The 20,049-nt window shown below is 71.2% G+C and carries 19 protein-coding genes; 9 read left to right on the top strand and 10 right to left on the bottom strand.

Annotated elements, in window-relative coordinates; translation table 11 throughout:
• Positions 1-168: 168 nt before the first annotated feature.
• Positions 169-1,119 carry a TerD family protein gene (locus ELQ39_RS22440; RefSeq protein ID WP_242593620.1) on the top strand — a complete coding sequence of 317 codons (951 nt, stop codon included), beginning with the start codon at positions 169-171 and terminating at the stop codon, positions 1,117-1,119.
• Positions 1,120-1,147: 28 nt separating this feature from the next.
• On the opposite strand, the gene ELQ39_RS22435 is transcribed toward ELQ39_RS22440, so the two are convergent.
• From ELQ39_RS22435 to ELQ39_RS22410, 6 genes are all read right to left on the bottom strand, one after another.
• Positions 1,148-1,885, bottom strand: coding sequence for a TerD family protein (locus ELQ39_RS22435; RefSeq protein ID WP_190000434.1), 738 nt, complete (start codon positions 1,883-1,885; stop codon positions 1,148-1,150).
• Positions 1,886-2,020: 135 nt separating this feature from the next.
• Positions 2,021-3,160 (bottom strand): DUF475 domain-containing protein, encoded by a 1,140-nt coding sequence (locus ELQ39_RS22430; protein WP_190000435.1) that lies wholly within the window; start codon positions 3,158-3,160, stop codon positions 2,021-2,023.
• Positions 3,161-3,208: 48 nt separating this feature from the next.
• Positions 3,209-3,784: a TerD family protein gene (locus ELQ39_RS22425; protein ID WP_190000436.1), complete on the bottom strand. Its 576-nt coding sequence runs from the start codon at positions 3,782-3,784 to the stop codon at positions 3,209-3,211.
• Between the two features lie 152 nt (positions 3,785-3,936).
• Complete coding sequence (locus tag ELQ39_RS22420; protein ID WP_093767762.1) at positions 3,937-4,512, bottom strand: calcium homeostasis/redox stress adaptation protein; 576 nt, start codon at positions 4,510-4,512, stop codon at positions 3,937-3,939.
• 113 nt (positions 4,513-4,625) lie between these two features.
• The gene (locus ELQ39_RS22415) at positions 4,626-5,084 is read right to left on the bottom strand and encodes a peroxiredoxin (protein ID WP_242593619.1); all 459 of its coding nucleotides are present in this window, start codon (positions 5,082-5,084) and stop codon (positions 4,626-4,628) included.
• A gap of 118 nt (positions 5,085-5,202) precedes the next feature.
• A complete protein-coding gene (locus ELQ39_RS22410) occupies positions 5,203-5,640 on the bottom strand; it encodes a DUF3052 domain-containing protein (protein ID WP_031018687.1) in 438 nt (145 codons plus the stop codon).
• Between the two features lie 404 nt (positions 5,641-6,044).
• Here ELQ39_RS22410 and aceE point away from each other — a divergent pair, with 404 nt between their 5' ends.
• Entirely contained in the window at positions 6,045-8,792 is a 2,748-nt protein-coding gene (gene aceE / locus ELQ39_RS22405; RefSeq protein ID WP_242593618.1) for a pyruvate dehydrogenase (acetyl-transferring), homodimeric type, read from the top strand.
• 217 nt (positions 8,793-9,009) lie between these two features.
• Here the strand turns inward: aceE and ELQ39_RS22400 are convergent, their stop codons facing one another.
• Both ELQ39_RS22400 and ELQ39_RS22395 read right to left on the bottom strand, forming a co-directional pair.
• Entirely contained in the window at positions 9,010-9,318 is a 309-nt protein-coding gene (locus ELQ39_RS22400) for a small hydrophobic protein (protein ID WP_242593617.1), read from the bottom strand.
• A 134-nt stretch (positions 9,319-9,452) separates the two neighbouring features.
• A complete protein-coding gene (locus tag ELQ39_RS22395) occupies positions 9,453-11,072 on the bottom strand; it encodes an MFS transporter (RefSeq protein ID WP_190000440.1) in 1,620 nt (539 codons plus the stop codon).
• Between the two features lie 111 nt (positions 11,073-11,183).
• On the opposite strand from ELQ39_RS22395, the gene ELQ39_RS22390 reads away from it, so the two are divergent.
• The 3 genes from ELQ39_RS22390 to ELQ39_RS22380 all read left to right on the top strand — a co-directional run bounded on the left by ELQ39_RS22390 (position 11,184) and on the right by ELQ39_RS22380 (position 14,084).
• Entirely contained in the window at positions 11,184-11,873 is a 690-nt protein-coding gene (locus tag ELQ39_RS22390) for a TetR family transcriptional regulator (protein ID WP_242593616.1), read from the top strand.
• A 54-nt stretch (positions 11,874-11,927) separates the two neighbouring features.
• Complete coding sequence (locus ELQ39_RS22385) at positions 11,928-13,145, top strand: alpha/beta hydrolase (RefSeq protein WP_242593615.1); 1,218 nt, start codon at positions 11,928-11,930, stop codon at positions 13,143-13,145.
• Positions 13,146-13,211: 66 nt separating this feature from the next.
• A complete protein-coding gene (locus ELQ39_RS22380; protein WP_242593614.1) occupies positions 13,212-14,084 on the top strand; it encodes a DUF4429 domain-containing protein in 873 nt (290 codons plus the stop codon).
• Between the two features lie 68 nt (positions 14,085-14,152).
• On the opposite strand, the gene ELQ39_RS22375 is transcribed toward ELQ39_RS22380, so the two are convergent.
• Positions 14,153-15,169, bottom strand: coding sequence for an aldo/keto reductase (locus ELQ39_RS22375; protein ID WP_225627605.1), 1,017 nt, complete (start codon positions 15,167-15,169; stop codon positions 14,153-14,155).
• Entirely contained in the window at positions 15,169-15,630 is a 462-nt protein-coding gene (locus ELQ39_RS22370; RefSeq protein ID WP_190000444.1) for a MerR family transcriptional regulator, read from the bottom strand. Before ELQ39_RS22370 ends, ELQ39_RS22375 begins: the two co-directional genes overlap by 1 nt.
• A gap of 93 nt (positions 15,631-15,723) precedes the next feature.
• Here ELQ39_RS22370 and ELQ39_RS22365 point away from each other — a divergent pair, with 93 nt between their 5' ends.
• The 4 genes from ELQ39_RS22365 (at position 15,724) to ELQ39_RS22350 (ending at position 20,048) form a co-directional block, all read left to right on the top strand.
• Positions 15,724-16,191 carry a GNAT family N-acetyltransferase gene (locus ELQ39_RS22365; RefSeq protein WP_190000445.1) on the top strand — a complete coding sequence of 156 codons (468 nt, stop codon included), beginning with the start codon at positions 15,724-15,726 and terminating at the stop codon, positions 16,189-16,191.
• 18 nt (positions 16,192-16,209) lie between these two features.
• Entirely contained in the window at positions 16,210-17,031 is an 822-nt protein-coding gene (locus tag ELQ39_RS22360; RefSeq protein WP_242593613.1) for a serine hydrolase domain-containing protein, read from the top strand.
• Positions 17,032-17,178: 147 nt separating this feature from the next.
• A complete protein-coding gene (locus tag ELQ39_RS22355; RefSeq protein ID WP_242593612.1) occupies positions 17,179-18,159 on the top strand; it encodes a hypothetical protein in 981 nt (326 codons plus the stop codon).
• 56 nt (positions 18,160-18,215) lie between these two features.
• Positions 18,216-20,048 (top strand): HSP90 family protein, encoded by a 1,833-nt coding sequence (locus ELQ39_RS22350; RefSeq protein ID WP_242593611.1) that lies wholly within the window; start codon positions 18,216-18,218, stop codon positions 20,046-20,048.
• Position 20,049: the final 1 nt, after the last annotated feature.

Genomic DNA, 20,049 nt, shown 5'->3' with positions numbered 1-20,049 from the left:
TCCCCCGTGGCTGTAGTGGACTGCGTGGAGTGCCGGAAGGTGGCCGGTAATAGTACGTAGAAGTCCTTGTCGGCGGTTCCCGCCGGGGATGAACTTCAGGTAACCCCGTGATGACGGTGCCAACCCCCCGCATTGTCGTGACCAGGACGGAGAAGGCAGGATGACCGCATGACGCACGCGATGCTGAAGGGGTCGAACGTTCCTCTCGAGGCCACCACGGTACGCGCCGTGCTGCGCTGGTCGCCCGGGCAGGGGGTGCCGGACGTGGACGCCTCCGCGCTGCTCCTCGGTCTCGACGGCCGCGTGCGCTCCGACGAGGACTTCGTTTTCTACAACCAGCCCCGGCACCCGTCCGGGAAGGTGTGGCGGCTCGGCAAGAAGCGCGTGGCCGAGGGCCTGACCGACACGATCCAGACAGATCTCGCCGGTGTCGAGTCCGGTGTCGGCCGGATTCTGCTCGTCGCGTCGGCGGACGGGGTGACCTTCGACCGCGTGCGGGCGCTGCGCATCCTGCTGTACGACGCGCAGAGCCCGGACGGAGAGGCGCTGGCGTACTTCGACGTGAAGCCGGAGACGGGCCAGGAGACGGCGCTGATCTGCGGCGAGCTGTACCGGCGTGGGGAGGGCTGGAAGTTCCGGGCGCTCGGCGAGGGCTACTCGAACGGCCTGAAGGGCCTGGCGACCGACTTCGGGATCTCGGTGGACGAGTCGGAGGCCGCCGAGGAGCCGGAGGCGTCCGCCGCGCCGGCCACGCCGGAGCCGACCTCGCAGACGCCCCCGCGAGCGCCCGAGTCCGCCTCGCCCGACGCGGTGACGCAGGCGCAGGCGGCGGCGGATGTGTCCCACCCGCTGCCGCCCGAGCAGCCGCCCCCGGTCGTGCCTCCGCAGCCCGCGTACGGCTACCCGCCGCAGCAGCCTCCGGCCACCGCGCCCGCGCAGCCCGCCTACGGCTACCCGCACCCGACGAGCCCGCCCGCGTACGGCTACCCGGCGCCCGCGCCCGCCACGGCGGCGGCCCAGGCGACCCAGGACCGGTACGGCTTCCCGCCGCCGGCCACGGGCGCGCCCGACCCGGACTTCCGGCTGCCGCCGCAGGGACCGCAGTTCGTCGGACGCTAGACGAGGCAGTTCCCGGGCCGGCCGCGCCTCAGCGGTCGGCCTTGGTCTTGAAACCCCGGCCCCACTGCAGGCCCCAGCCGTACAGCCGGTCCAGCTCGGCCTGGAAGCCGTAGACGAACCGCACCTCGCGGCGCACGATGATCTCGTTCTTCACGTTCTCGATCAGCACCACCGCGCAGGAGCGGGCCTGCGGCTGGCGTTCGTCGAGGGAGATCTCGATGCGCGGGCCGTTGCTCGGGTAGAGCGTGACGACGGCCTTGGTGCGGTCGAAGGCGGGGGTCTGGTCGTAGATGTAGGCGAACACCAGCAGGCGTTTGATGTTCTCCCGCTGGTCGAGGTTGACGTAGATCGTCTCGCCGGAGGCGGAGCCGAACCGGTCGTCGCCGCTGAGCTTCACGTACGGCGGACCGTTGACGTCGCCGAGATAGCCGCCGAGGGGCTGCACCACGCCCTTGGTGCCGTCCTGCAGCTCGTACAGGCAGCCCAGGTCGAGGTCGACGTTGACCATGGACTGGCTGTGTCCGACGACCTCCGGCGGCTTGAGTGCCTTGAACGGGTGGCGCAGCAGGCTCTCCCGCTGCGGACCGCCCAGGTCGGAGGTGCGCATCTGCCAGCTCAGGTTGATCCGCAGATGGCCGGTGGCCGCGCCCTGCTTGGTCAGCGACACCTGGCCGTGCCGCTTGGTCAGCTCGATGGCGTTGCTGGCCGCGTTGCCGGAGTCGAAGTCGTCGTTCCTGCCGCGCCGCAGTCCGTCCAGTAAACCCATTCCCGCCCCAAGTCCACTCGTCGAACCCCCGCCGGTGGCCGCGGGGCGCCGGTGCGCCGCACGGCCGACGGGGCGGCCTGCGAGGACTGCTCCTCGTGGCCGCCCCGTCGAGAGCGTTCCTCACCCGGAGGGCTGTCACACCCCGGACGAGACCTCGGTCTTCTCGCCCGCCTGTGCCTCGGCCTCCGCGATGCGCTTGTTGCGGCGCACGGAGGACCAGAAGGAGGCGCCGATCAGGACGACGCCGATGAGACCGGTGATGATCTCGTTGATCTCGTACTGGATGGTGACGAGCAGGATCATCGCCAGGGCGCCGATCGCGTAGTGCGCGCCGTGCTCCAGGTAGACGTAGTCGTCCAGGGTGCCCTGGCGGACCAGGTAGACCGTGAGCGACCGGACGTACATGGCGCCGATGCCGAGGCCGAGCGCCATGAGGACGATGTCGTTGGTGATGGCGAAGGCGCCGATGACGCCGTCGAAGGAGAAGGACGCGTCCAGGACCTCGAGGTAGAGGAACATGAAGAACGCGGCCTTGCCTGCCAGGGCGACCGCCGACTTGGGCCTGCCCTCGCGGGCGGCCTTCTCCTCCTCCTCGTGTTCCTGCTCCTCCTCCTCTTCGAGCTTGTCCTCGAAGTAGCCGGAGAGCCCGCCCACGATCATGTAGGTGATCAGACCGGCGATACCGGCGAGCAGGACGGTCTCCGCCTTGTCCACGTGCGTGCCGCCGTGCTGGTGGGCGTGGGTGGCGAAGGTCATGGCGGAGATCAGCAGGATGATCAGCGCGATGCAGACCGACAGCATGTCGACCTTGCCGAGCTTGGCCAGCGGCCGCTCCAGCCAGCCCAGCCACTTGATGTCCCGGTCCTCGAAGATGAAGTCCAGGAAGATCATGAGCAGGAACATGCCGCCGAAGGCCGCGATCGCCGGGTGGGCGTCGGTGACGAGCTCCTGGTAACGGTCCTTGTCGCTGAGCGCGAGGTCGACCGCCTCGATCGGGCCCAGCTGTGCGCTGATCGCGACGATGACGACGGGGAACACCAGTCGCATGCCGAAGACGGCGATCAGGATGCCGATGGTGAGGAAGATCTTCTGCCAGAAGGCATTCATCTTCTTCAGGATTCCGGCGTTGACCACCGCGTTGTCGAAGGACAGCGAGATCTCGAGGATCGAGAGGATCGCCACGATTCCGAAGGCGGTCCACCCCCCGAAGAGGATCGCTGCGACCAGGCCGAGCGCGGTCACCGCGAACGACCAGCCGAAGGTTTTCAGAACCACTGGCTACCCCATGTGTGTGTACGGGTCTCCCCCGCCGCCGTGGCGGCTTTACGAAACGTTGACCCCGAAGTCTAGAGCGATGCCCCGCAGACCCGACGCGTACCCCTGCCCTACTGCACGGAACTTCCACTCGCCCTGGTAGCGGTACAGCTCGCCGAAGATCATCGCGGTCTCCGTGGAGGCGTCCTCGCTGAGGTCGTAGCGGGCGAGCTCCTGGCCGTCCGCCTGGTTCACCACACGGATGAAGGCGTTGCTGACCTGACCGAAGGTCTGGCCCCGCTCGTCCGCCATGTGGATGGACACCGGGAAGACGATCTTGTCGCACTGCGGCGGCACCTTGGAGAGGTCCACCAGCAGGGACTCGTCGTCGCCCTCGCCCTCACCGGTGAGGTTGTCACCGGTGTGCTCCACGGAGCCGTCGGGGCTCTTGAGCTGGTTGTAGAAGACGAACCACTCGTCCCCCATGACCCGGCCGCCGCTGCACATCAGCGCACTGGCGTCGAGGTCGAAGTCGGCGCCCGTGGTGGAGCGCGCGTCCCAGCCGAGCCCGACCATCACCTGCGTGAGGTTGGGTGCGGCCTTGGACAGGGAGACGTTCCCCCCCTTGGCGAGCGTGACGCCCATGATGCTGGTCCCCCTCCGAATGGTGTTTCCAGGTGGTCCTGCCACTCCCCCGCGAGGGGGCGTCCCCGGGCGCCGCGCGCGGCAGGCGCGCGACGCCCGGGCGGTGGCCGTACGGGACGGCCGCTCGGGTCTGTACCCCGGACGTGCCCGGCTCAGACGTTCACACCGAAGTCCTGCGCGATGCCGCGCAGGCCGGAGGCGTAGCCCTGGCCGATGGCGCGGAACTTCCACTCCGCGCCGTGGCGGTACAGCTCGCCGAAGACCATGGCGGTCTCGGTCGAGGCGTCCTCCGACAGGTCGTAACGGGCGATCTCGGCGCCGCCGGCCTGGTTGACGACGCGGATGAACGCGTTGCGCACCTGGCCGAAGGACTGCTGGCGGTTCTCGGCGTCGTAGATGGAGACCGGGAAGACGATCTTCTCGACGTCGGCCGGGACGGTGGCCAGGTTGACCTTGATCTGCTCGTCGTCGCCCTCGCCCTCACCGGTGAGGTTGTCACCGGTGTGCTCGACGGACCCGTCGGGACTCTTGAGGTTGTTGAAGAAGACGAAGTGCGCGTCGCTGGCGACCTTGCCCGAGCTGTTCAGCAGGAGGGCGCTGGCGTCCAGGTCGAAGTCGGTGCCGGTCGTGGTACGGACGTCCCACCCCAGTCCGACGATGACCGCGGTCAGTCCCGGCGCCTCCTTGCTCAGCGATACGTTGCCGCCCTTGCTGAGGCTGACTCCCACGAGTCCTCCCTTGGTGTCCCGGGGGCGGGATGCCCCGTTGTGCATGGATGTCGGATCAACGAGTCGATCCTAGTGACGGGTTCCCCGGACCCGCAGGCCCTGGGGACGGACGTTCACAGGGTGTCGAGCGCCGCAAGGTACTCGCCGGCGTCGCGGGCGTCCGCCATGGCGCTGCTCACCGTGGCGCGCACGACGCCCTGCCGGTCGATCACGAAGGTGCCCCGCACGGCGCAGCCCTTGTCCTCGTCGAAGACGCCGTAGGCGCGCGAGACGTTGCCGTGCGGCCAGAAGTCGCTGAGCAGCGGGAAGGGAAGATCCTCCTGCTCGCCGAAGACGCGCAGGGTGTGGATGGAGTCGTTGGAGACGGCGAGCACCTCGGCGTCCCGCTCGGCGAACTGCTCCAGCCGGTCGCGGATCTCGCTCAGCTCGCCGGTGCAGACACCGGTGAAGGCGAACGGGTAGAAGAGCAGTACGACGTTCTTCCGCCCGCGGAAGTCGGACAGGCACACCGGGGCGCCGTGGTTGTCCTTGAGCTCGAAGTCGGGGGCCTGCGCTCCGACCGGGATCGTCATCGTCGTCCTCGTCCCTCCGGGGTGGTGCCGTGCGACCACCCTACGCAGGCAGGACGAGGGTCCCTCGAACGGGCCGACGCGTGCGACGCACGCCGCCGCCGGCCCGTCCGGGGGTGTGTCACCGCTTCGACTTGGCGGCCTTCGGGGTCGCCAGCCGGCTGCCGCTCCAGTCCTTGCCCACGCTGACGCTCTTGGACGCCGTCAGGCCGGCCGTGGTGGCGGCCTCCGAGATGTCGCTCGGCTCGACGTAGCCGTCCCGGCCGGTCTTCGGCGTGAGCAGCAGGATCGCGCCGCCCTCTTCGATGTACGTGGTGGCATCCACCAGCGCATCCGTCAGGTCGCCGTCGTCGTCACGGAACCACAGCACAACGGCGTCGGCCACGTCGTCGTAGTCCTCGTCGACAAGGTCGCTCTCGATGACGCCCTCGATGGCCTCGCGGAGCTCCTGGTCGACGTCGTCGTCGTAGCCGATCTCCTGGACCACCTGCCCGGGCTGGAACCCCAGCCTGGCGGCAGGGTTCGTCCGCTCCTCCGCGTGGTCCGCGGTCGCGCTCACGGGTTGCCTCCTGATCATGTCTTGGGAAATATCTCAGCCACGCGCGTGCGCGAAGCATTGGCCGTAGTCCACACGGGCGGGACGGATCGCGCAAGTACCCGGCCGCGCGGACCGCCGAAACGGTGACGATCCTGGCCGGGTCACCGCAACTCCAGGCACCCCGTCTCCGTCAGCAGTGATGGACACCACACCTTTGTGCCCCGTTTGGGCGTTTGGGAACCGTCTGTGGGTACGAGACTCGCATGTACTCGCCCCTTGCGTCACCGTACCGGCCGCGCCGAGGGATTACCTCTCGGTAGAGATGACGTCCGCGGTTGCGGGGTGGAGCATGGGAGCGGCGCACACCGGGCCGTGGCGAGCGACACGACGGCCCCTTCACGGCCCTCTGACAGGTAAGGAACAGCGTGGCTTCCGCATCCGATCGCAGCCCGATCATCATTGGCGGCCTTCCGAGTCAGGTTCCTGACTTCGACCCCGAGGAAACCCAGGAGTGGCTCGACTCCCTCGACGCCGCGGTCGACGAGCGCGGCCGGGAGCGTGCCCGTTATCTCATGCTGCGGCTGATCGAGCGTGCCCGCGCCCGGCGCGTGGCCGTGCCCGAGATGCGCAGCACGGACTACGTCAACACGATCCCCACCCGGGCGGAGCCGTTCTTCCCGGGCAACGAGGAGATCGAGCGCAAGATTCTGAACGCCACCCGCTGGAACGCCGCCGTGATGGTCTCGCGCGCCCAGCGCCCCGGCATCGGGGTGGGCGGCCACATCGCGACGTTCGCGTCCTCCGCGTCGCTGTACGACGTCGGCTTCAACCACTTCTTCCGCGGCAAGGACGAGGGCGACGGCGGCGACCAGGTCTTCTTCCAGGGGCACGCCTCGCCGGGCATCTACGCCCGCGCGTACCTGCTGGACCGGCTGAGCGAGCAGCACCTGGACGGCTTCCGCCAGGAGAAGTCGAAGGCGCCGTACGCGCTGTCGTCGTACCCGCATCCGCGGTCCATGCCGGACTTCTGGGAGTTCCCGACGGTGTCGATGGGCCTCGGCCCGATCGGCGCCATCTACCAGGCGCGGATGAACCGCTACATGCACGCGCGGGGCATCGCGGACACCTCGAAGTCGCACGTGTGGGCGTTCCTCGGCGACGGCGAGATGGACGAGCCGGAGTCGCTGGGCCAGCTGAGCATCGCGGCGCGCGAGGGCCTGGACAACCTGACCTTCGTGGTCAACTGCAACCTGCAGCGGCTGGACGGACCGGTGCGCGGCAACGGCAAGATCATCCAGGAGCTGGAGTCGATCTTCCGCGGCGCCGGCTGGAACGTGATCAAGCTGATCTGGGACCGCACCTGGGACCCGCTGCTGGCCCAGGACCGTGACGGCGTGCTGGTGAACAAGATGAACACCACGCCGGACGGCCAGTTCCAGACGTACGCCACGGAGTCCGGGGCGTACATCCGCAAGCACTTCTTCGGTGACGACCACCGGCTGCGCGCGATGGTCGAGAACATGACCGACGACCAGATCCTGCACCTGGGGCGCGGCGGCCACGACCACCGCAAGATCTACGCGGCGTACAAGGCGGCGGTGGAGCACAAGGGCCAGCCGACGGTCATCCTGGCCAAGACCGTCAAGGGCTGGACGCTGGGCCCGAACTTCGAGGGCCGCAACGCCACGCACCAGATGAAGAAGCTGACGGTCGACGACCTGAAGCACTTCCGGGACCGGCTGCACCTGCCCATCCCGGACAAGGACCTGGAGTCGGGTCTGCCGCCCTACTACCACCCGGGGCCGGACTCGGAGGAGATGCAGTACATGCACGACCGCCGCCGCTCCCTCGGCGGGTACGTGCCGACCCGGGTGGTGCGCGCCGAGCCGCTGGCGCTGCCGGAGGACAAGACGTACGCGAGTGTGAAGAAGGGCTCCGGCCAGCAGTCCATCGCGACGACCATGGCGTTCGTGCGGCTCCTCAAGGACCTCATGCGGGACAAGGAGATCGGCCGCCGGTTCGTGCTGATCGCGCCGGACGAGTACCGCACGTTCGGCATGGACTCGTTCTTCCCGAGCGCGAAGATCTACAACCCGCTCGGCCAGCAGTACGAGGCGGTGGACCGGGAGCTGCTGCTCGCCTACAAGGAGTCGCCGCAGGGGCAGATGCTGCACGACGGCATCTCCGAGGCGGGCTGCACGGCCTCGCTGATCGCGGCGGGCTCGGCGTACGCCACGCACGGCGAGCCGCTGATCCCGGTGTACGTCTTCTACTCGATGTTCGGTTTCCAGCGCACCGGCGACCAGTTCTGGCAGATGGCCGACCAGCTGGCGCGCGGTTTCGTGCTCGGAGCGACCGCCGGCCGCACCACGCTGACCGGCGAGGGCCTTCAGCACGCCGACGGGCACTCGCAGCTGCTCGCCTCGACCAACCCGGCGTGCGTCGCGTACGACCCGGCGTTCGGCTACGAGATCGCGCACATCGTCAAGGACGGGCTGCGCCGGATGTACGGCTCGTCGGAGGAACACCCGCACGGCGAGGACGTCTTCTACTACCTGACGGTCTACAACGAGCCCGTCCGGCATCCGGCGGAACCGGAGAACGTGGACGTCGAGGGCATCCTCAAGGGCCTGTACCGCTTCAGCGAGGGCACCTCGGGCTCGCTCCCGGCGCAGATCCTGGCGTCCGGGGTCGCGCTGCCGTGGGCGGTCGAGGCGCAGCAGATCCTCGCGGAGGACTGGAACGTCAAGGCGGACGTCTGGTCGGCGACCTCCTGGAACGAACTGCGGCGCGACGCGGTGGAGTGCGAGGAGCACAACCTGCTGCACCCGGAGGAGGAGCAGCGCACCCCGTACGTGACGCGCAAGCTGGCCTCGGCGCAGGGGCCGGTGGTGGCGGTGTCCGACTGGATGCGAGCGGTGCCGGACCAGATCGCGCGCTGGGTGCCGGGGACGTACCAGTCGCTGGGGGCGGACGGGTTCGGCTTCGCGGACACGCGCGGGGCGGCGCGGCGCTTCTTCCACATCGACGCGCAGTCGATCGTGCTGGCGGTGTTGACGGAGCTGGCGCGTGAGGGGCACCTGGACCGCTCGGTGCTGAAGCAGGCCGTCGACCGGTACCAGCTGCTGGACGTGGCGGCCGCGGACCCGGGCGCGGCGGGCGGCGACGCATAGCGCCTCCGGCGGGGCGGGGGATGCCACCCGGGGTGGGGGGGCGGCCGCGGGTGGGTTCGGGCCGATCGCGCAGTTCCCCGCGCCCCTGGGCGGCTGTCCCACCGCCGGCCCGAAAGCGCGGGGAACATCACCGCGTGCCCTGTGGGGCCGAGCTGCAGCAGTGAGGGGGCCTCCGGCTGTTTCGCCGGAGGCCCCCTCACTGCTGCTGTCCACCGGGTCAGAGCACGCCGGTCCCCATGCCGCCTGTCCCGGCCAGCCAGACGATGGCCAGGAGCGTGTCGATGGCGCCGAGGACCAGGGCGATCAGGGCCGGCACCGAGCGGGAGCCCGCCCAGCTGCGGCCCATCGCCAGCCAGCCGCACACCATCGCCACCGGGCCCAGGATGATGCCCAGGACGAAGAAACCGGCGACGGCGCAGATGGCTCCGATGATCCCGAGCGTCGCGCGATCCGGCCCGGACCGTGACCACGTCCGGCCACTGGTGCGGGGGTGCCTGCGCGTTCCGTGTCCGAAGCTCGCCATCATCAACTCCCTGATGGGTTGGTTGACATGGCGGGTACCCCCGCTTCCGCCCTGAATTCCCCTTGTGTGTACGGCGGATGACCGCCGCGGCCCGCCGCACCCCTCCGGCGGCGGGCCGCGGCGGTCCTCACGGGACGTCAGATGTGGCCGACGCCCGCGCCCGCCTCGGCGTTCTCGCCGCGCTTGGTGAGCAGCGCGACCAGGACGGCGGCCGCGGCGACCCCGGCGGCGACCAGCGACGCCAGGCTCATGCCGGAGATGAAGGTGTCGTGGGCGACGTCGGTGATCTTCGCGGCGATCGCCTCGGGCGTGCCCTTCTGTACCGGCGGCACACCGACCTGGACCGCCTCGGAGGCCTGCCCGGCCTGTTCGGGCGTCAGCGGCGGGAGGCCCGCCTTCTCCCAGTTGCCCGGCAGGTCGCCGTCCACCTTGGAGGCCATCACGGCGCCCAGCACGGCGGTGCCGAGGCTACCGCCGACCTGCATCGCGGCCTGCTGGAGACCGCCGGCCACACCGGACAGCTCCAGCGGCGCGTTGCCCACGATGACCTCGGTGGCGCCGACCATGACGGGGGCGAGGCCGAGGCCGAGCAGCGCGAACCAGACCGACATGGCGAGGCTGCCGGTGCTCTTCTCCAGCGTGGAGATGCCGTACATGGCGAGCGCGGTGCAGGCCATGCCGCCCGCGAGCGGGATGCGCGGGCCGACCTTGGTGATCATCACGCCAGCGAGCGGGGACCCGACGATCATCATGCCGGTGAGCGGCAGCAGGTGCAGACCGGCGTCGACCGGGCTGAGGCCGTGCACGTTCTGCAGGTAGAAGGTGACGAAGAACAGGCCGCCCATGAAGGCGATGGCCATGAGGACCATCAGCACCACACCCGCGGACAGCGGGACGGAGCGGAAGAGGGCCAGCGGGATCAGAGGCTCCTTCACCTTCGTCTCCCAGAAGGCGAAGGCGGCGAAGCCGACCACGGAGGCGCCGATGAAGGCCCAGGTCCTGCCGTCGCCCCAGCCCCACTCGGGCGCCTTGATGAGCGCCCACACCAGGCAGAACATCGCGCCGGACAGCAGGGCGATGCCGGGGATGTCGAACGAGCGCGGCGCGTTCTCCGCGCGGTGGTCGAGCAGGATCCACACGCCGAGCGCGACGGCGAGGACGCCGACCGGCACGTTGATGAAGAACACGGACTGCCAGCTCACGTGCTCGACGAGGACGCCGCCGAGGATCGGGCCGCCGGCGGTGGAGGCGCCGATGACCATGCCCCAGATGCCGATGGCCATGTTGAGCTTCTCGGCGGGGAACGTGGCCCGCAGCAGGCCGAGCGCGGCCGGCATCAGCAGCGCGCCGAACAGGCCCTGGAGCACACGGAAGACGATGACGAGCGTGATGCTGTCGGACAGGCCGATGGCCCCGGACGCGGCGGCGAAGCCGACCACGCCGATGAGGAAGGTCTGCCGGTGGCCGAAGCGGTCACCGAGCTTGCCCGCGGTGATCAGGGACACCGCGAGGGCGAGGAAGTACGCGTTGGTGATCCACTGGACGTCGGCGAGGGTGGCGCCCAGGTCACTGGCGATGGCCGGGTTGGCGATGGCCACGATGGTGCCGTCCAGGGCCACCATCATGACGCCCACGGCGACGGTGAACAGCGTGAACCAGGGGTGCCCGCGCAGCCCCTTGCCGGGCGTCGCCTCCGACGGGCCGGCCGAAGGGCCGTCCCCCTGCCCCGCCTTGTCGAGGGTGGTCTGACTAGTCATACATTCGAGGCTAGTGTCAGCCGCTGACACTTGACAATTCATTTCACCAGTCAGTAACTGACAGGACATGCGCCCCTCGCCCGGCCCGGGCGAACGGTTCAAGGAGGAGCCATGGACACGGTCGGGACCGTCGTGGGCGCCCTGCCGCGGCCGGGGCTGCGTGAGCGGAAGAAGCAGCGCACCCGGGACGCCCTCGTCCGGGCCGCCCTCGAGCTCATCGCCACGCGCGGCTACGACGGGACGACGGTCGACGACATCGCCGCGGCCGTGGACGTCTCCCAGCGCACCTTCTTCCGCTACTTCGCCAGCAAGGAGGAGGTGGCGCTGTTCGTCCCCCGCCTGGCGGAACAGCGCATCACCGAGGCCGTACGGGCCCGCCCGCGCGACGAGGCGCCGCTGGAGGCGCTGCGCCGGGCCGTTCTGGACAGCTGGGACGCCGTCAACGACGCCGTGGGGGAGCTCGTCCCGGTGGAGCTGCACATGCGCGTCTACCGGGTCATCGAGTCGACGCCCGCGCTGCTCGCCGCGCATCTGCGCCGGGCGACGGAGCTGGAGGAGGAGCTGGCGGGCATCGTCGCCGAGCGCGAGGGGCTGGACGTCGACACCGATCCCCGGCCGCGCATCCTGGTGGCCGCGTTCGGCGGGGTGATCCGGGTGGCGGAGCGCCGGTGGTCCGCCGGGGACGACCTGAGCGCCGAGGCGCTGCGGGAGCTGATGCGGACGTGCCTGGACAATGTCGGACCGGCCCTCGCCGCGAACTGGCGTACGAGCGCATCCCTGAATCGGCACAACGAAACGTGATCCCGGTCACTGGATTCCCGCGAGACACTCTCGTTCTCCTAGTGTGTCCTCCCAGTGACTTCCTTCGACACCTCCCCCCAGCTGAACGTGTGGCGGGCGCTGCTGGCGCTCGCCGTGGTCTTCGTGATGCTGGCGACCACCGGCTGGACGGCACTGCGCCACCAGCGCCACCCCGCTCCCCTGCAGGCGTCGCTCGCCGCGTGGGAGGACGGCCGGATGGCCGGGAAGCGGCTGCCCGACCCGCAGTCGGCGCCGACGCGACTGGCCCGGTTCTTCGCCTCGCTCACCGACGCGCAGCAGCTCCGGCTCGCCGAGCGTTATCCGCTGGCGGTGGGCAACATGAACGGCGCGCCGGTCGAACTGCGCTACCACGCCAACCGCATCGCGCTGGCCGAGGCCCGCGAGACCGAGCTGAGTCGGGTGCACGACAGCCGGCTCACGCCCGCCGGCCAGGAGCAGGCGGCCCGCAGGATGGACCGCATCGAGGCGCTGATGCGGCCGGAGAGGCACATCCTCGCCTTCAACCCGGCGGGCGCCGGGCAGGTCGCCGAGGTCTTCGGTGACCTGCGCCACGCCGAGCGGGTGTCGGTGGTCGTCCCCGGCGTCGACACCGATCTGCTGACGTTCCAGCGCTCCCAGCGCCGGCACTCCGCCCCCGTGGGCATGGCCAAGTCGCTCTACAGGGCTCAGCGGCAGGCCGATCCCGCGACCCGCACGGCCGTGGTCGCCTGGGCCGACTACACGGCGCCCAGCGGGCTCGGCATGGACGCGGCCACGGCGATGCGCGCCGAGGACGGCGCCGACCGGCTGGACGCCATGGTGCGGGGGCTGCCCGGCCTCGCCCCGGTCTCGCTGTTCTGCCACAGCTACGGCTCGGTGGTCTGCGGACTGGCCGCGCGGGACCTGCCGGAGCGGGTGTCCGACATCGCCGTCGCCGGCAGCCCCGGGATGCGGGTGGAGCACGCCTCCCAGCTGCGCACCACCGCACGGGTGTGGGCGATGCGGGACGCCGACGACTGGATCCAGGACGTGCCCCACCTGGAGCTCGGCGGACTGGGCCACGGGGCCGACCCGGTGGCCGACGGGTTCGGAGCGCGCGTGCTGTCGGCCCGTGACGCCAAGGGGCACGCCGGGTACTTCGTGCCCGGCACGGACAGCCTGCGGAACTTCGCGGAGATCGGGGTTGGCGCATACACGGCGGTGTCGTGTGCGCACCGGAACGACACCTGCCTGGCGGGTTTGTCCGGTACGACCCCTACCGGACGCGCGTAGAAGCGGAGATACTGCGGTATGCGTGGGGAGGGGACGGAGAAGCTCGTGCCGCATACGATGAGCCGCATGGGTGACGTACTGGCCGGATTTCATGCCGCCTGGGAGTTCGATTCCGACTCCGTGCTCATCCGTTACGTACGGGGGATTCGAACACCCAAGCTGTTCCAGGCGCTCGGGGAGCGGCGCGTGCCTCTCGAGGCGGTCGAGAGCGTGAGCCTCACGCCCGGCAAGCGCGGGACCGTGGTCCTGCGGCTGGAACCCCGGCCGGGAGCGGACCCGCTGATGGAGGCGGCCGCCGGGCAGTTGAAGGAGAGCTGCGACCCCTACCGGCTGGTGCTGCCCGCCGAGCGGGAGACGCTGGCCGAGTACTACGCCGACGAACTGCGCGCGCAGCTCACCGAGTCGGGCCCCGCCGAACGCCACCTGGTGGCCGCGCCGGAGGCGCCGCTGCAGTTCAAGGCCTACGACGGCAAGGCGACGTTCGACGGCACGTCGGTGGCGTTCCGCTGGTTCTGGACCGGGGCGTCCTCGGCGAAGTGGAAGGCCGGCGACCAGCGTTTCCCCGTCTCCGAGCTGAGCGGGGTGGAGTGGCGTTCGCCCGAGGTGTTCGAGGGTCATCTGCGGCTGCTGCGCCGGGACACGACGGCGCCGGCCCCGGCGCAGGCCGACCAGGACCCCGCCGCGGTGGTGTTCGGACTCGGGTACGGGCCCGTGCACGAGTCGCTGCCGTTCGCGGCGGCGGTGCTGGCCGCGGTGCGGGACTGTGCGGCGGTGCCGGCGATATCGCCTGCGGCGGGCACGGTGGGTGTGACGTCCGCTCGGCGCGATCCCGCGGACATCGCCGAGCGGATACGGCATCTTGGCGAGCTGCACCAGGCAGGGCTGGTGACGGACGAGGAGTTCTCCTCGAAGAAGGCGGAGTTGCTCGCGGAGCTTTGAGTCGTCCGCCGGGCGCGGGTGCGTGGGGTCCGGGCGCGCAGTTCCCCGCGCCCCTTCGGGGCGCTTCTCTACTCCCTGCCCGCCGAGGTGAACGACATGTCCGCGTAGCGGGTGCCGGTGACCTTGTCCGCGATCGGGTCGAGCAGGTCCAGGTCCGCTTCCGTCAGGGTGATGCGGGTGGCCGCCGTGTTCTCGTCCACGCGGGACGGGCTGCGGGTGCCGGGGATGGGGACGACCGGGAGACCGTGGACGCCCGCCTGCTGGTGGACCCAGGCCAGGGCGATCTGCGCGGGGGTCGCGCCGTGGTGCTCGGCGACCGTGCGGACCGGCTCCAGGAGGGCCGCGTTGGCCGCCGCGTTGTCGCCGGTGAAGCGGGGCATCGTGCGGCGGAAGTCGTCCTGCGTGAGGTCCTTCGTGGCGTCCGTGAAGGCGCCGGTGAGGAAGCCGCGGCCGAGCGGCGAGTACGGGACCAGGGTGACGCCCAGTTCGCGCGCGGCCGGCACCACGGCGGCCTCGATGTCCCGGCTGAACAGCGACCACTCCGACTGCACGGCGGCGATCGGGTGCACGGCGTGCGCGGCGCGCAGCTCACCGGCCGTCACCTCGCTCAGGCCGAGCTGCTTCACCTTGCCCTCGCGGACCAGCTCGGCCATGACGCCGACGGTCTCCTCGATCGGCACGTTCACGTCGCGCCGGTGCATGTAGTAGAGGTCGATGACGTCGACGTCCAGGCGGCGCAGGCTCGCCTCGACGGCCTGCCGCACGTACGGCGGGTCGTTGCGGATGATGCGCCGGGTCGGGTCGTCCGGCGGGATCGACAGGGCGAACTTGGTGGCGATCAGCACCTCGTCGCGGTGCGCCGCGAGGAACGGGGCGAGGAAGCGTTCGTTGTCGCCCGCGCCGTACGCGTCGGCGGTGTCGTAGAGGGTGACGCCCCGCTCCAGGGCGCGTTCCAGGGTCGCCCGGGAGGCGTCCGCGTCGGCGGGGCCGTAGGCGAAGCTCATGCCCATGCAGCCGAGGCCCTGCACGCCCACCTCGGGGCCGCCGGCGCCCAGTGCCGTCGTGGGGATCGTGTCCGCGGTCATCATGCCCTTTCCGAGGCCAGGGCGCGCCCGGCGTCCGCGTAGAAGCTGATCTTGCGGTCCAGGACGGCGAGGGTGCCCTGGAGTTCGGCGATGCGCGCCAGCACGTCCTCGCGGGTCGCCTTGAGCAGCTCGAAGCGCTCGGCGTACGTGTGGTCGCCGGCCCGGACCAGTTCGGCGTAGCGCACCATGTCGGCGACCGGCATGCCGGTCAGGCGGAGCTTGCCGACCAGGGCGAGCCAGTCGAGGTCGCGGTTGGTGTAGCGCCGCTGCCCGGTGTGGGAGCGGTCGATGTGCGGCATGAGCCCGATGCGCTCGTACCAGCGCAGGGTGTGCGCGGTCAGCCCGGTGAGGGCGGCCACCTCGCTGATCGTGTACTTGTCCTTGCCGTCCGGCCGCCGCTCGCCTTGCGGGGGTCCGGCGCAGGTGTCGGTCCTGGTGTCCGTGGTCTCCGTCACCGTCATGCGTCCACGCTAGATCCTTGGAGTGCGCTCCAGGCAAGCGGTGCCGGTGAGAAATGGGCGGACGTGTCGGGAGGCTCCGGCTACCGTGCGGGCATGAGCCTTGTACGCCGGGCGACGCCCGAGGACGCGGAGGAAGTGCTGCGTCTGCGCCAGGTGATGATCGACTCGTTGGCCCGCTCCGACCCGTCCACCGCGTGGCACGCGGCGTCCCTGCCGGTGCTGCGCGAGCGGCTCGCGGACGACCGCTCCTTCGCCGCGTTCGTCGTGGACCACCCCGAGCGGCCGGGCGCCCTCGCGACGCTGGTGGCGGGCACGCTGGACTACCGCATCGGCGGCGCGCGGAACCCGCGCGGCACCGACGGCTACGTCTTCAGCGTCGCCACCGACCCGGACGCCCGCCGCCGGGGCTACGCGCGGGCGTGCGTGGGAGCGCTGCTGGAGTGGTTCCGGGAGCGGGGCGCCGGGCGGGTGCGGCTGACCGCGAGCCCGGAGGCGGAGCCGCTGTACCGGTCGCTGGGGTTCACGCCCAGGCCTGACCCTTTGCTGGAGCTCACGCTGTGAGCGCTTAGGCTCGACGGCATGTCGCTGAAGAGCCTCGCGTCGATCGAGAACTGGCCGGTTCCCACCGCTGCGGCGGGGGTGGTACGGGCGGACGGCACCGTCCTGGGCACGCACGGCCCGTCCGGGCACCGCTTCCCGCTGGCCTCGGTCACCAAGCCGCTGGCCGCGTACGCGGTGCTCGTGGCGTACGAGGAGGGGGCGGTCGAGCTGGACGAGCCGGCGGGCCCGGAGGGCTCGACGGTCCGCCACCTGCTCGCGCACACCTCGGGCCTCGCCTTCGACGAGCACCGGGTGACCTCGGCGCCCGGCGAGCGGCGGCTGTACTCCAACGCAGGGTTCGAGCAGCTCGGCGACCATGTGGAGAAGGCGACGGAGATCCCGTTCGCCGAGTATCTGCGGCAGGCGGTGCTCGAGCCGCTGGGGATGACGTCCACCTCACTGGAGGGCTCCCCCGCCAAGGACGGCGTGTCCACGGTGGACGACCTGCTGCGGTTCGCCGCCGAGGTGCAGGCGCCCCGGCTGCTGGACCCGCGGACGGTGGCCGCCGCGATGACCGTGCAGTACCCAGGCACCAAGGGCGTGCTGCCGGGCTACGGCCATCAGAGCCCGAACGACTGGGGGCTGGGCTTCGAGATCCGGGACGGCAAGGCGCCGCACTGGACGGGCGTCTCGTCCTCGCCGCGCACCTTCGGGCACTTCGGCCAGTCGGGCACGTTCCTGTGGATCGACCCGGACGCGGGCGCGGCCTGCGTGGCGCTCGCCGACCGGGCGTTCGGACCCTGGGCGGTCGAGGCGTGGCCGCCGTTCACCGACGCCGTGCTGGCGGAAGTGCGCGGCTGACTGCCGCCCTTCGCCCGGATTTGCCGCAATCACCACTCCTACCTGCGAGGTTGGCGTGGGGCCGGCGTGAAAACCCTGTGGAAGCGGTGTCGGTGGCGCGCCCTATGATGCGCCGGACGATCACGCGGGACCAGGGGAGGGCGCGGCATGTTCGGCAAGCTGTTCGGCAGGGGCGGGGACGGACCGGGGGCGGATCCGCACGCCCTTCCGGTCCCCCGGCGGAAGAACGGCGTCCATCCGCTGCGCGCCCTCGGCGACCGGCGGGTGCTGGCGCTGGTGGAGGCGGCCGACGCGGGTGACTGGGAGGGCGTCAAGGAGGCGCTGGCCCCGTTCGACCCGGGCCGTGACCACCAAGTCCTCGGTCAGCTCACGGACATCGACGGGCTGCAGGACTGGATCGGCCGCGCCGTCGAGGAGGACAAGGAGCACCGCGCCCTGGCCCTGCTGATCTCCGGGGCGCGGCACATCAAGTGGGGCTGGGAGGCCCGCACCGCCGCCCGCGCCGTGGACGTCTCCGAGGAGCAGTGGCGCGTGTTCCACGAGCGCCTCCGCATCGCCGAGCGGCAGCTGTTCGAGGCCGCCGAGCTGCGTCCGGAGTGGATCACGCCGTGGCGCCAGCTGCTCACCTCCGCGCGCGGGATGTCGCTCGGCTCCCCGGTCGCCGAGACCCGGCGCGACGCCGCCCTGCGCCGCGACCCGCTCGACCTGGAGGTCCACCTCGAATGGCTGTCCCAGCTCCAGCCCCGCTGGGGCGGTGAGCCCGGGGAAGCGCTGGAGTTCGCCCGTGCGGCGTTCGCCGCGGCGCCCGATGGCCACCGGCTCGGCTGCGCCGTCGCCATGGCGTACGTCGAGGAGTGGGTGGAGTCCGACGACGGCGCCTGCCTCCAGCAGCCGCGGATCCGCGCCGAGCTGAGGGAGGCGGCGGAGCGCAGCATCCTGCACCACGCCTACGAGCGCCGCCTGGGCTGGCAGGGCGACTACAACATCTTCGCCATGGCCCTGTCCCTGGCCGGAAGCAGCACCGCCTCCAACGTCTTCCGCGAGCTCGAGGGCACGTACACCGAGTGGCCGTGGACGTACATGTCCGAGCCGCAGAAGGCGTACGCGCGCTTCCGCAAGGCCTTCTGAGCCCCGGCTCGTCCTCTTCCGCCGCCCGTCGCACGCCTTCACACCCCGGACCGCCCATGACCCTGCCCGACAACACCCCGGACCGCACCTTCCAGGTGGACCTGCGCGGTCTCGTCGACCTGCTCTCCCACCACCTCTACTCCAGCCCCCGCGTCTACCTGCGGGAACTGATGCAGAACGCGGTGGACGCGCTCACCGCCCGGCACACCCTCGAACCGTCGGCGCCCGCGGGATCGTTCGGCATCCGTCTGTACGCCGACCGCTCCGTCGTCCGCGTCGAGGACGACGGCGTCGGCCTCACCGAGGCCGATGTGCACACCTTCCTCGCCACGATCGGCCGCAGCAGCAAGCGCACCGACGGCATCGCCGAACAACGCGGCGACTTCATCGGCCAGTTCGGCATCGGCCTGCTGTCCTGCTTCCTGGTCGCGGACGAGATCCACGTGGTCAGCCGGTCCGCGCGCACGCCCGGCGCGCCCGCCGTGGAGTGGCGGGGGCGCGGCGACGGCAGCTACACCGTGCGCACCGTGCCCGTCTCCGCCCGGCCCGCCCCCGGCACCACCGTCACGCTGATCCCGCGCGCCGACGCGGCCGAGTGGACGGCGCCCGCCCAGGTGCAGCGCCTGGCCCGGCACTTCGGTTCGCTGCTGCGGCATCCCGTGACCTTCGACGACGGCTCCGGCGGCCCCGTCGTGCCGGTCAACCCGGAGGAGGCTCCCTGGGCGCGGACGTATCCGACGCCGGGCGCCCGCTCCCGTGCGCTGGCCGCCTACGGGGAGGAGGTGTTCGGCTTCGCGCCGCTGGACACCATCGAGCTGAACCTGCCGGCCGTGGGCCTGAAGGGCATCGCGTGCGTGCTCCCGGAGGCGGTGCCGGCCGGACGCCGTCACGGCCACCGGGTGCACGTCAAGGGCATGCTGCTGTCCGAGCAGGCGGAGGAGATCCTGCCCGACTGGGCGTTCTTCGTGCGCTGCGTCGTCGACGCGGAGAGCCTGCGCCCGACGGCGTCCCGTGAGTCCCTGTACGAGGACGACACCCTCGCCGCGGTGCGCGACGCGCTGGCCGACCAGCTGCGCGCGTGGATCGCCCGCGTCGCCGCCAGCGACCCCGAGCTGCTGCACCGCTTCCTCCAGGCGCACCACCTGTCGGTGAAGTCGCTCGCCGTGCACGACGACGAGATCCTGCGGATGCTGCTGCCGTGGCTGCCGTTCGAGACCACCGACGGGCACTGCACGCTCGACGAGTTCTCCCGCACCCACCGCACCGTGCTGGTGACGTCCAGCGTGGAGGAGTTCCGGCAGGTCGCGGCGATCGCGTCGGCCGCCGGGCTCGGCGTGGTCAACGGCGGCTACACCTACGACCGCGAGCTGGTGCACCGGCTGCCCGAGATCCGGCCCGAGGTGAGCGTCGCCGACCTCGACCCGGCGACCCTGACCGCGCACCTCGACCCGGTCGACCGGGAGACCGAGCTGGCCGCCTCGGCGTATCTGGCGCTGGCCCGTGACGCCCTCGCGGTGTTCGACTGCGACGTGGCGCTGCGCGCCTTCCAGCCGGCGTCCGCGCCCGCCCTGCTCGTGGACAGCCGGGAGGCCCGTCACGAGCGCACCCGTTCCAGGCTCGCCCGCGAGCAGGAGGGCGGCCTGTGGGGCGACATCCTGGGCGCCCTGCGGCAGGAGGCGCCGCGCGCGCAGCTGATCCTCAACCAGCTCAACCCGCTGGTGCGCACGGCCGTCGCGATCGACGAGCCGGAGCTGGCGCGCACCAGCGCCGAGGCGCTGTACGGGCAGGCCGCGCTGCTGTCCCGGCGTCCGCTCAGGCCCGCCGAGTCCAGCCTCATCAACCGCTCCTTCCTCGACCTTCTCGCCCACGCCCTGCGCAAGGACAGCTGAC

Source organism: Streptomyces sp. GB4-14 (assembly GCF_022696125.1).
GTDB lineage: Bacteria > Actinomycetota > Actinomycetes > Streptomycetales > Streptomycetaceae > Streptomyces > Streptomyces werraensis.
This window is presented reverse-complemented; position numbering and strand designations above follow the sequence as displayed.

Bases quoted from the DNA above. Each gene is read 5' to 3' on its own strand.
- ELQ39_RS22380 (WP_242593614.1), top strand. From the start codon at position 13,212: ATGGGTGACGTACTGGCCGGATTTCATGCCGCCTGGGAGTTCGATTCC.
- ELQ39_RS22375 (WP_225627605.1), bottom strand. From the start codon at position 15,169: ATGACCGCGGACACGATCCCCACGACGGCACTGGGCGCCGGCGGCCCC.
- ELQ39_RS22435 (WP_190000434.1), bottom strand. From the start codon at position 1,885: ATGGGTTTACTGGACGGACTGCGGCGCGGCAGGAACGACGACTTCGAC.
- ELQ39_RS22355 (WP_242593612.1), top strand. From the start codon at position 17,179: ATGTTCGGCAAGCTGTTCGGCAGGGGCGGGGACGGACCGGGGGCGGAT.
- ELQ39_RS22425 (WP_190000436.1), bottom strand. From the start codon at position 3,784: ATGGGCGTCACGCTCGCCAAGGGGGGGAACGTCTCCCTGTCCAAGGCC.
- ELQ39_RS22360 (WP_242593613.1), top strand. From the start codon at position 16,210: ATGTCGCTGAAGAGCCTCGCGTCGATCGAGAACTGGCCGGTTCCCACC.
- ELQ39_RS22400 (WP_242593617.1), bottom strand. From the start codon at position 9,318: ATGATGGCGAGCTTCGGACACGGAACGCGCAGGCACCCCCGCACCAGT.
- ELQ39_RS22350 (WP_242593611.1), top strand. From the start codon at position 18,216: ATGACCCTGCCCGACAACACCCCGGACCGCACCTTCCAGGTGGACCTG.
- ELQ39_RS22395 (WP_190000440.1), bottom strand. From the start codon at position 11,072: ATGACTAGTCAGACCACCCTCGACAAGGCGGGGCAGGGGGACGGCCCT.
- ELQ39_RS22440 (WP_242593620.1), top strand. From the start codon at position 169: ATGACGCACGCGATGCTGAAGGGGTCGAACGTTCCTCTCGAGGCCACC.
- ELQ39_RS22365 (WP_190000445.1), top strand. From the start codon at position 15,724: ATGAGCCTTGTACGCCGGGCGACGCCCGAGGACGCGGAGGAAGTGCTG.
- ELQ39_RS22370 (WP_190000444.1), bottom strand. From the start codon at position 15,630: ATGACGGTGACGGAGACCACGGACACCAGGACCGACACCTGCGCCGGA.
- ELQ39_RS22415 (WP_242593619.1), bottom strand. From the start codon at position 5,084: ATGACGATCCCGGTCGGAGCGCAGGCCCCCGACTTCGAGCTCAAGGAC.
- ELQ39_RS22390 (WP_242593616.1), top strand. From the start codon at position 11,184: ATGGACACGGTCGGGACCGTCGTGGGCGCCCTGCCGCGGCCGGGGCTG.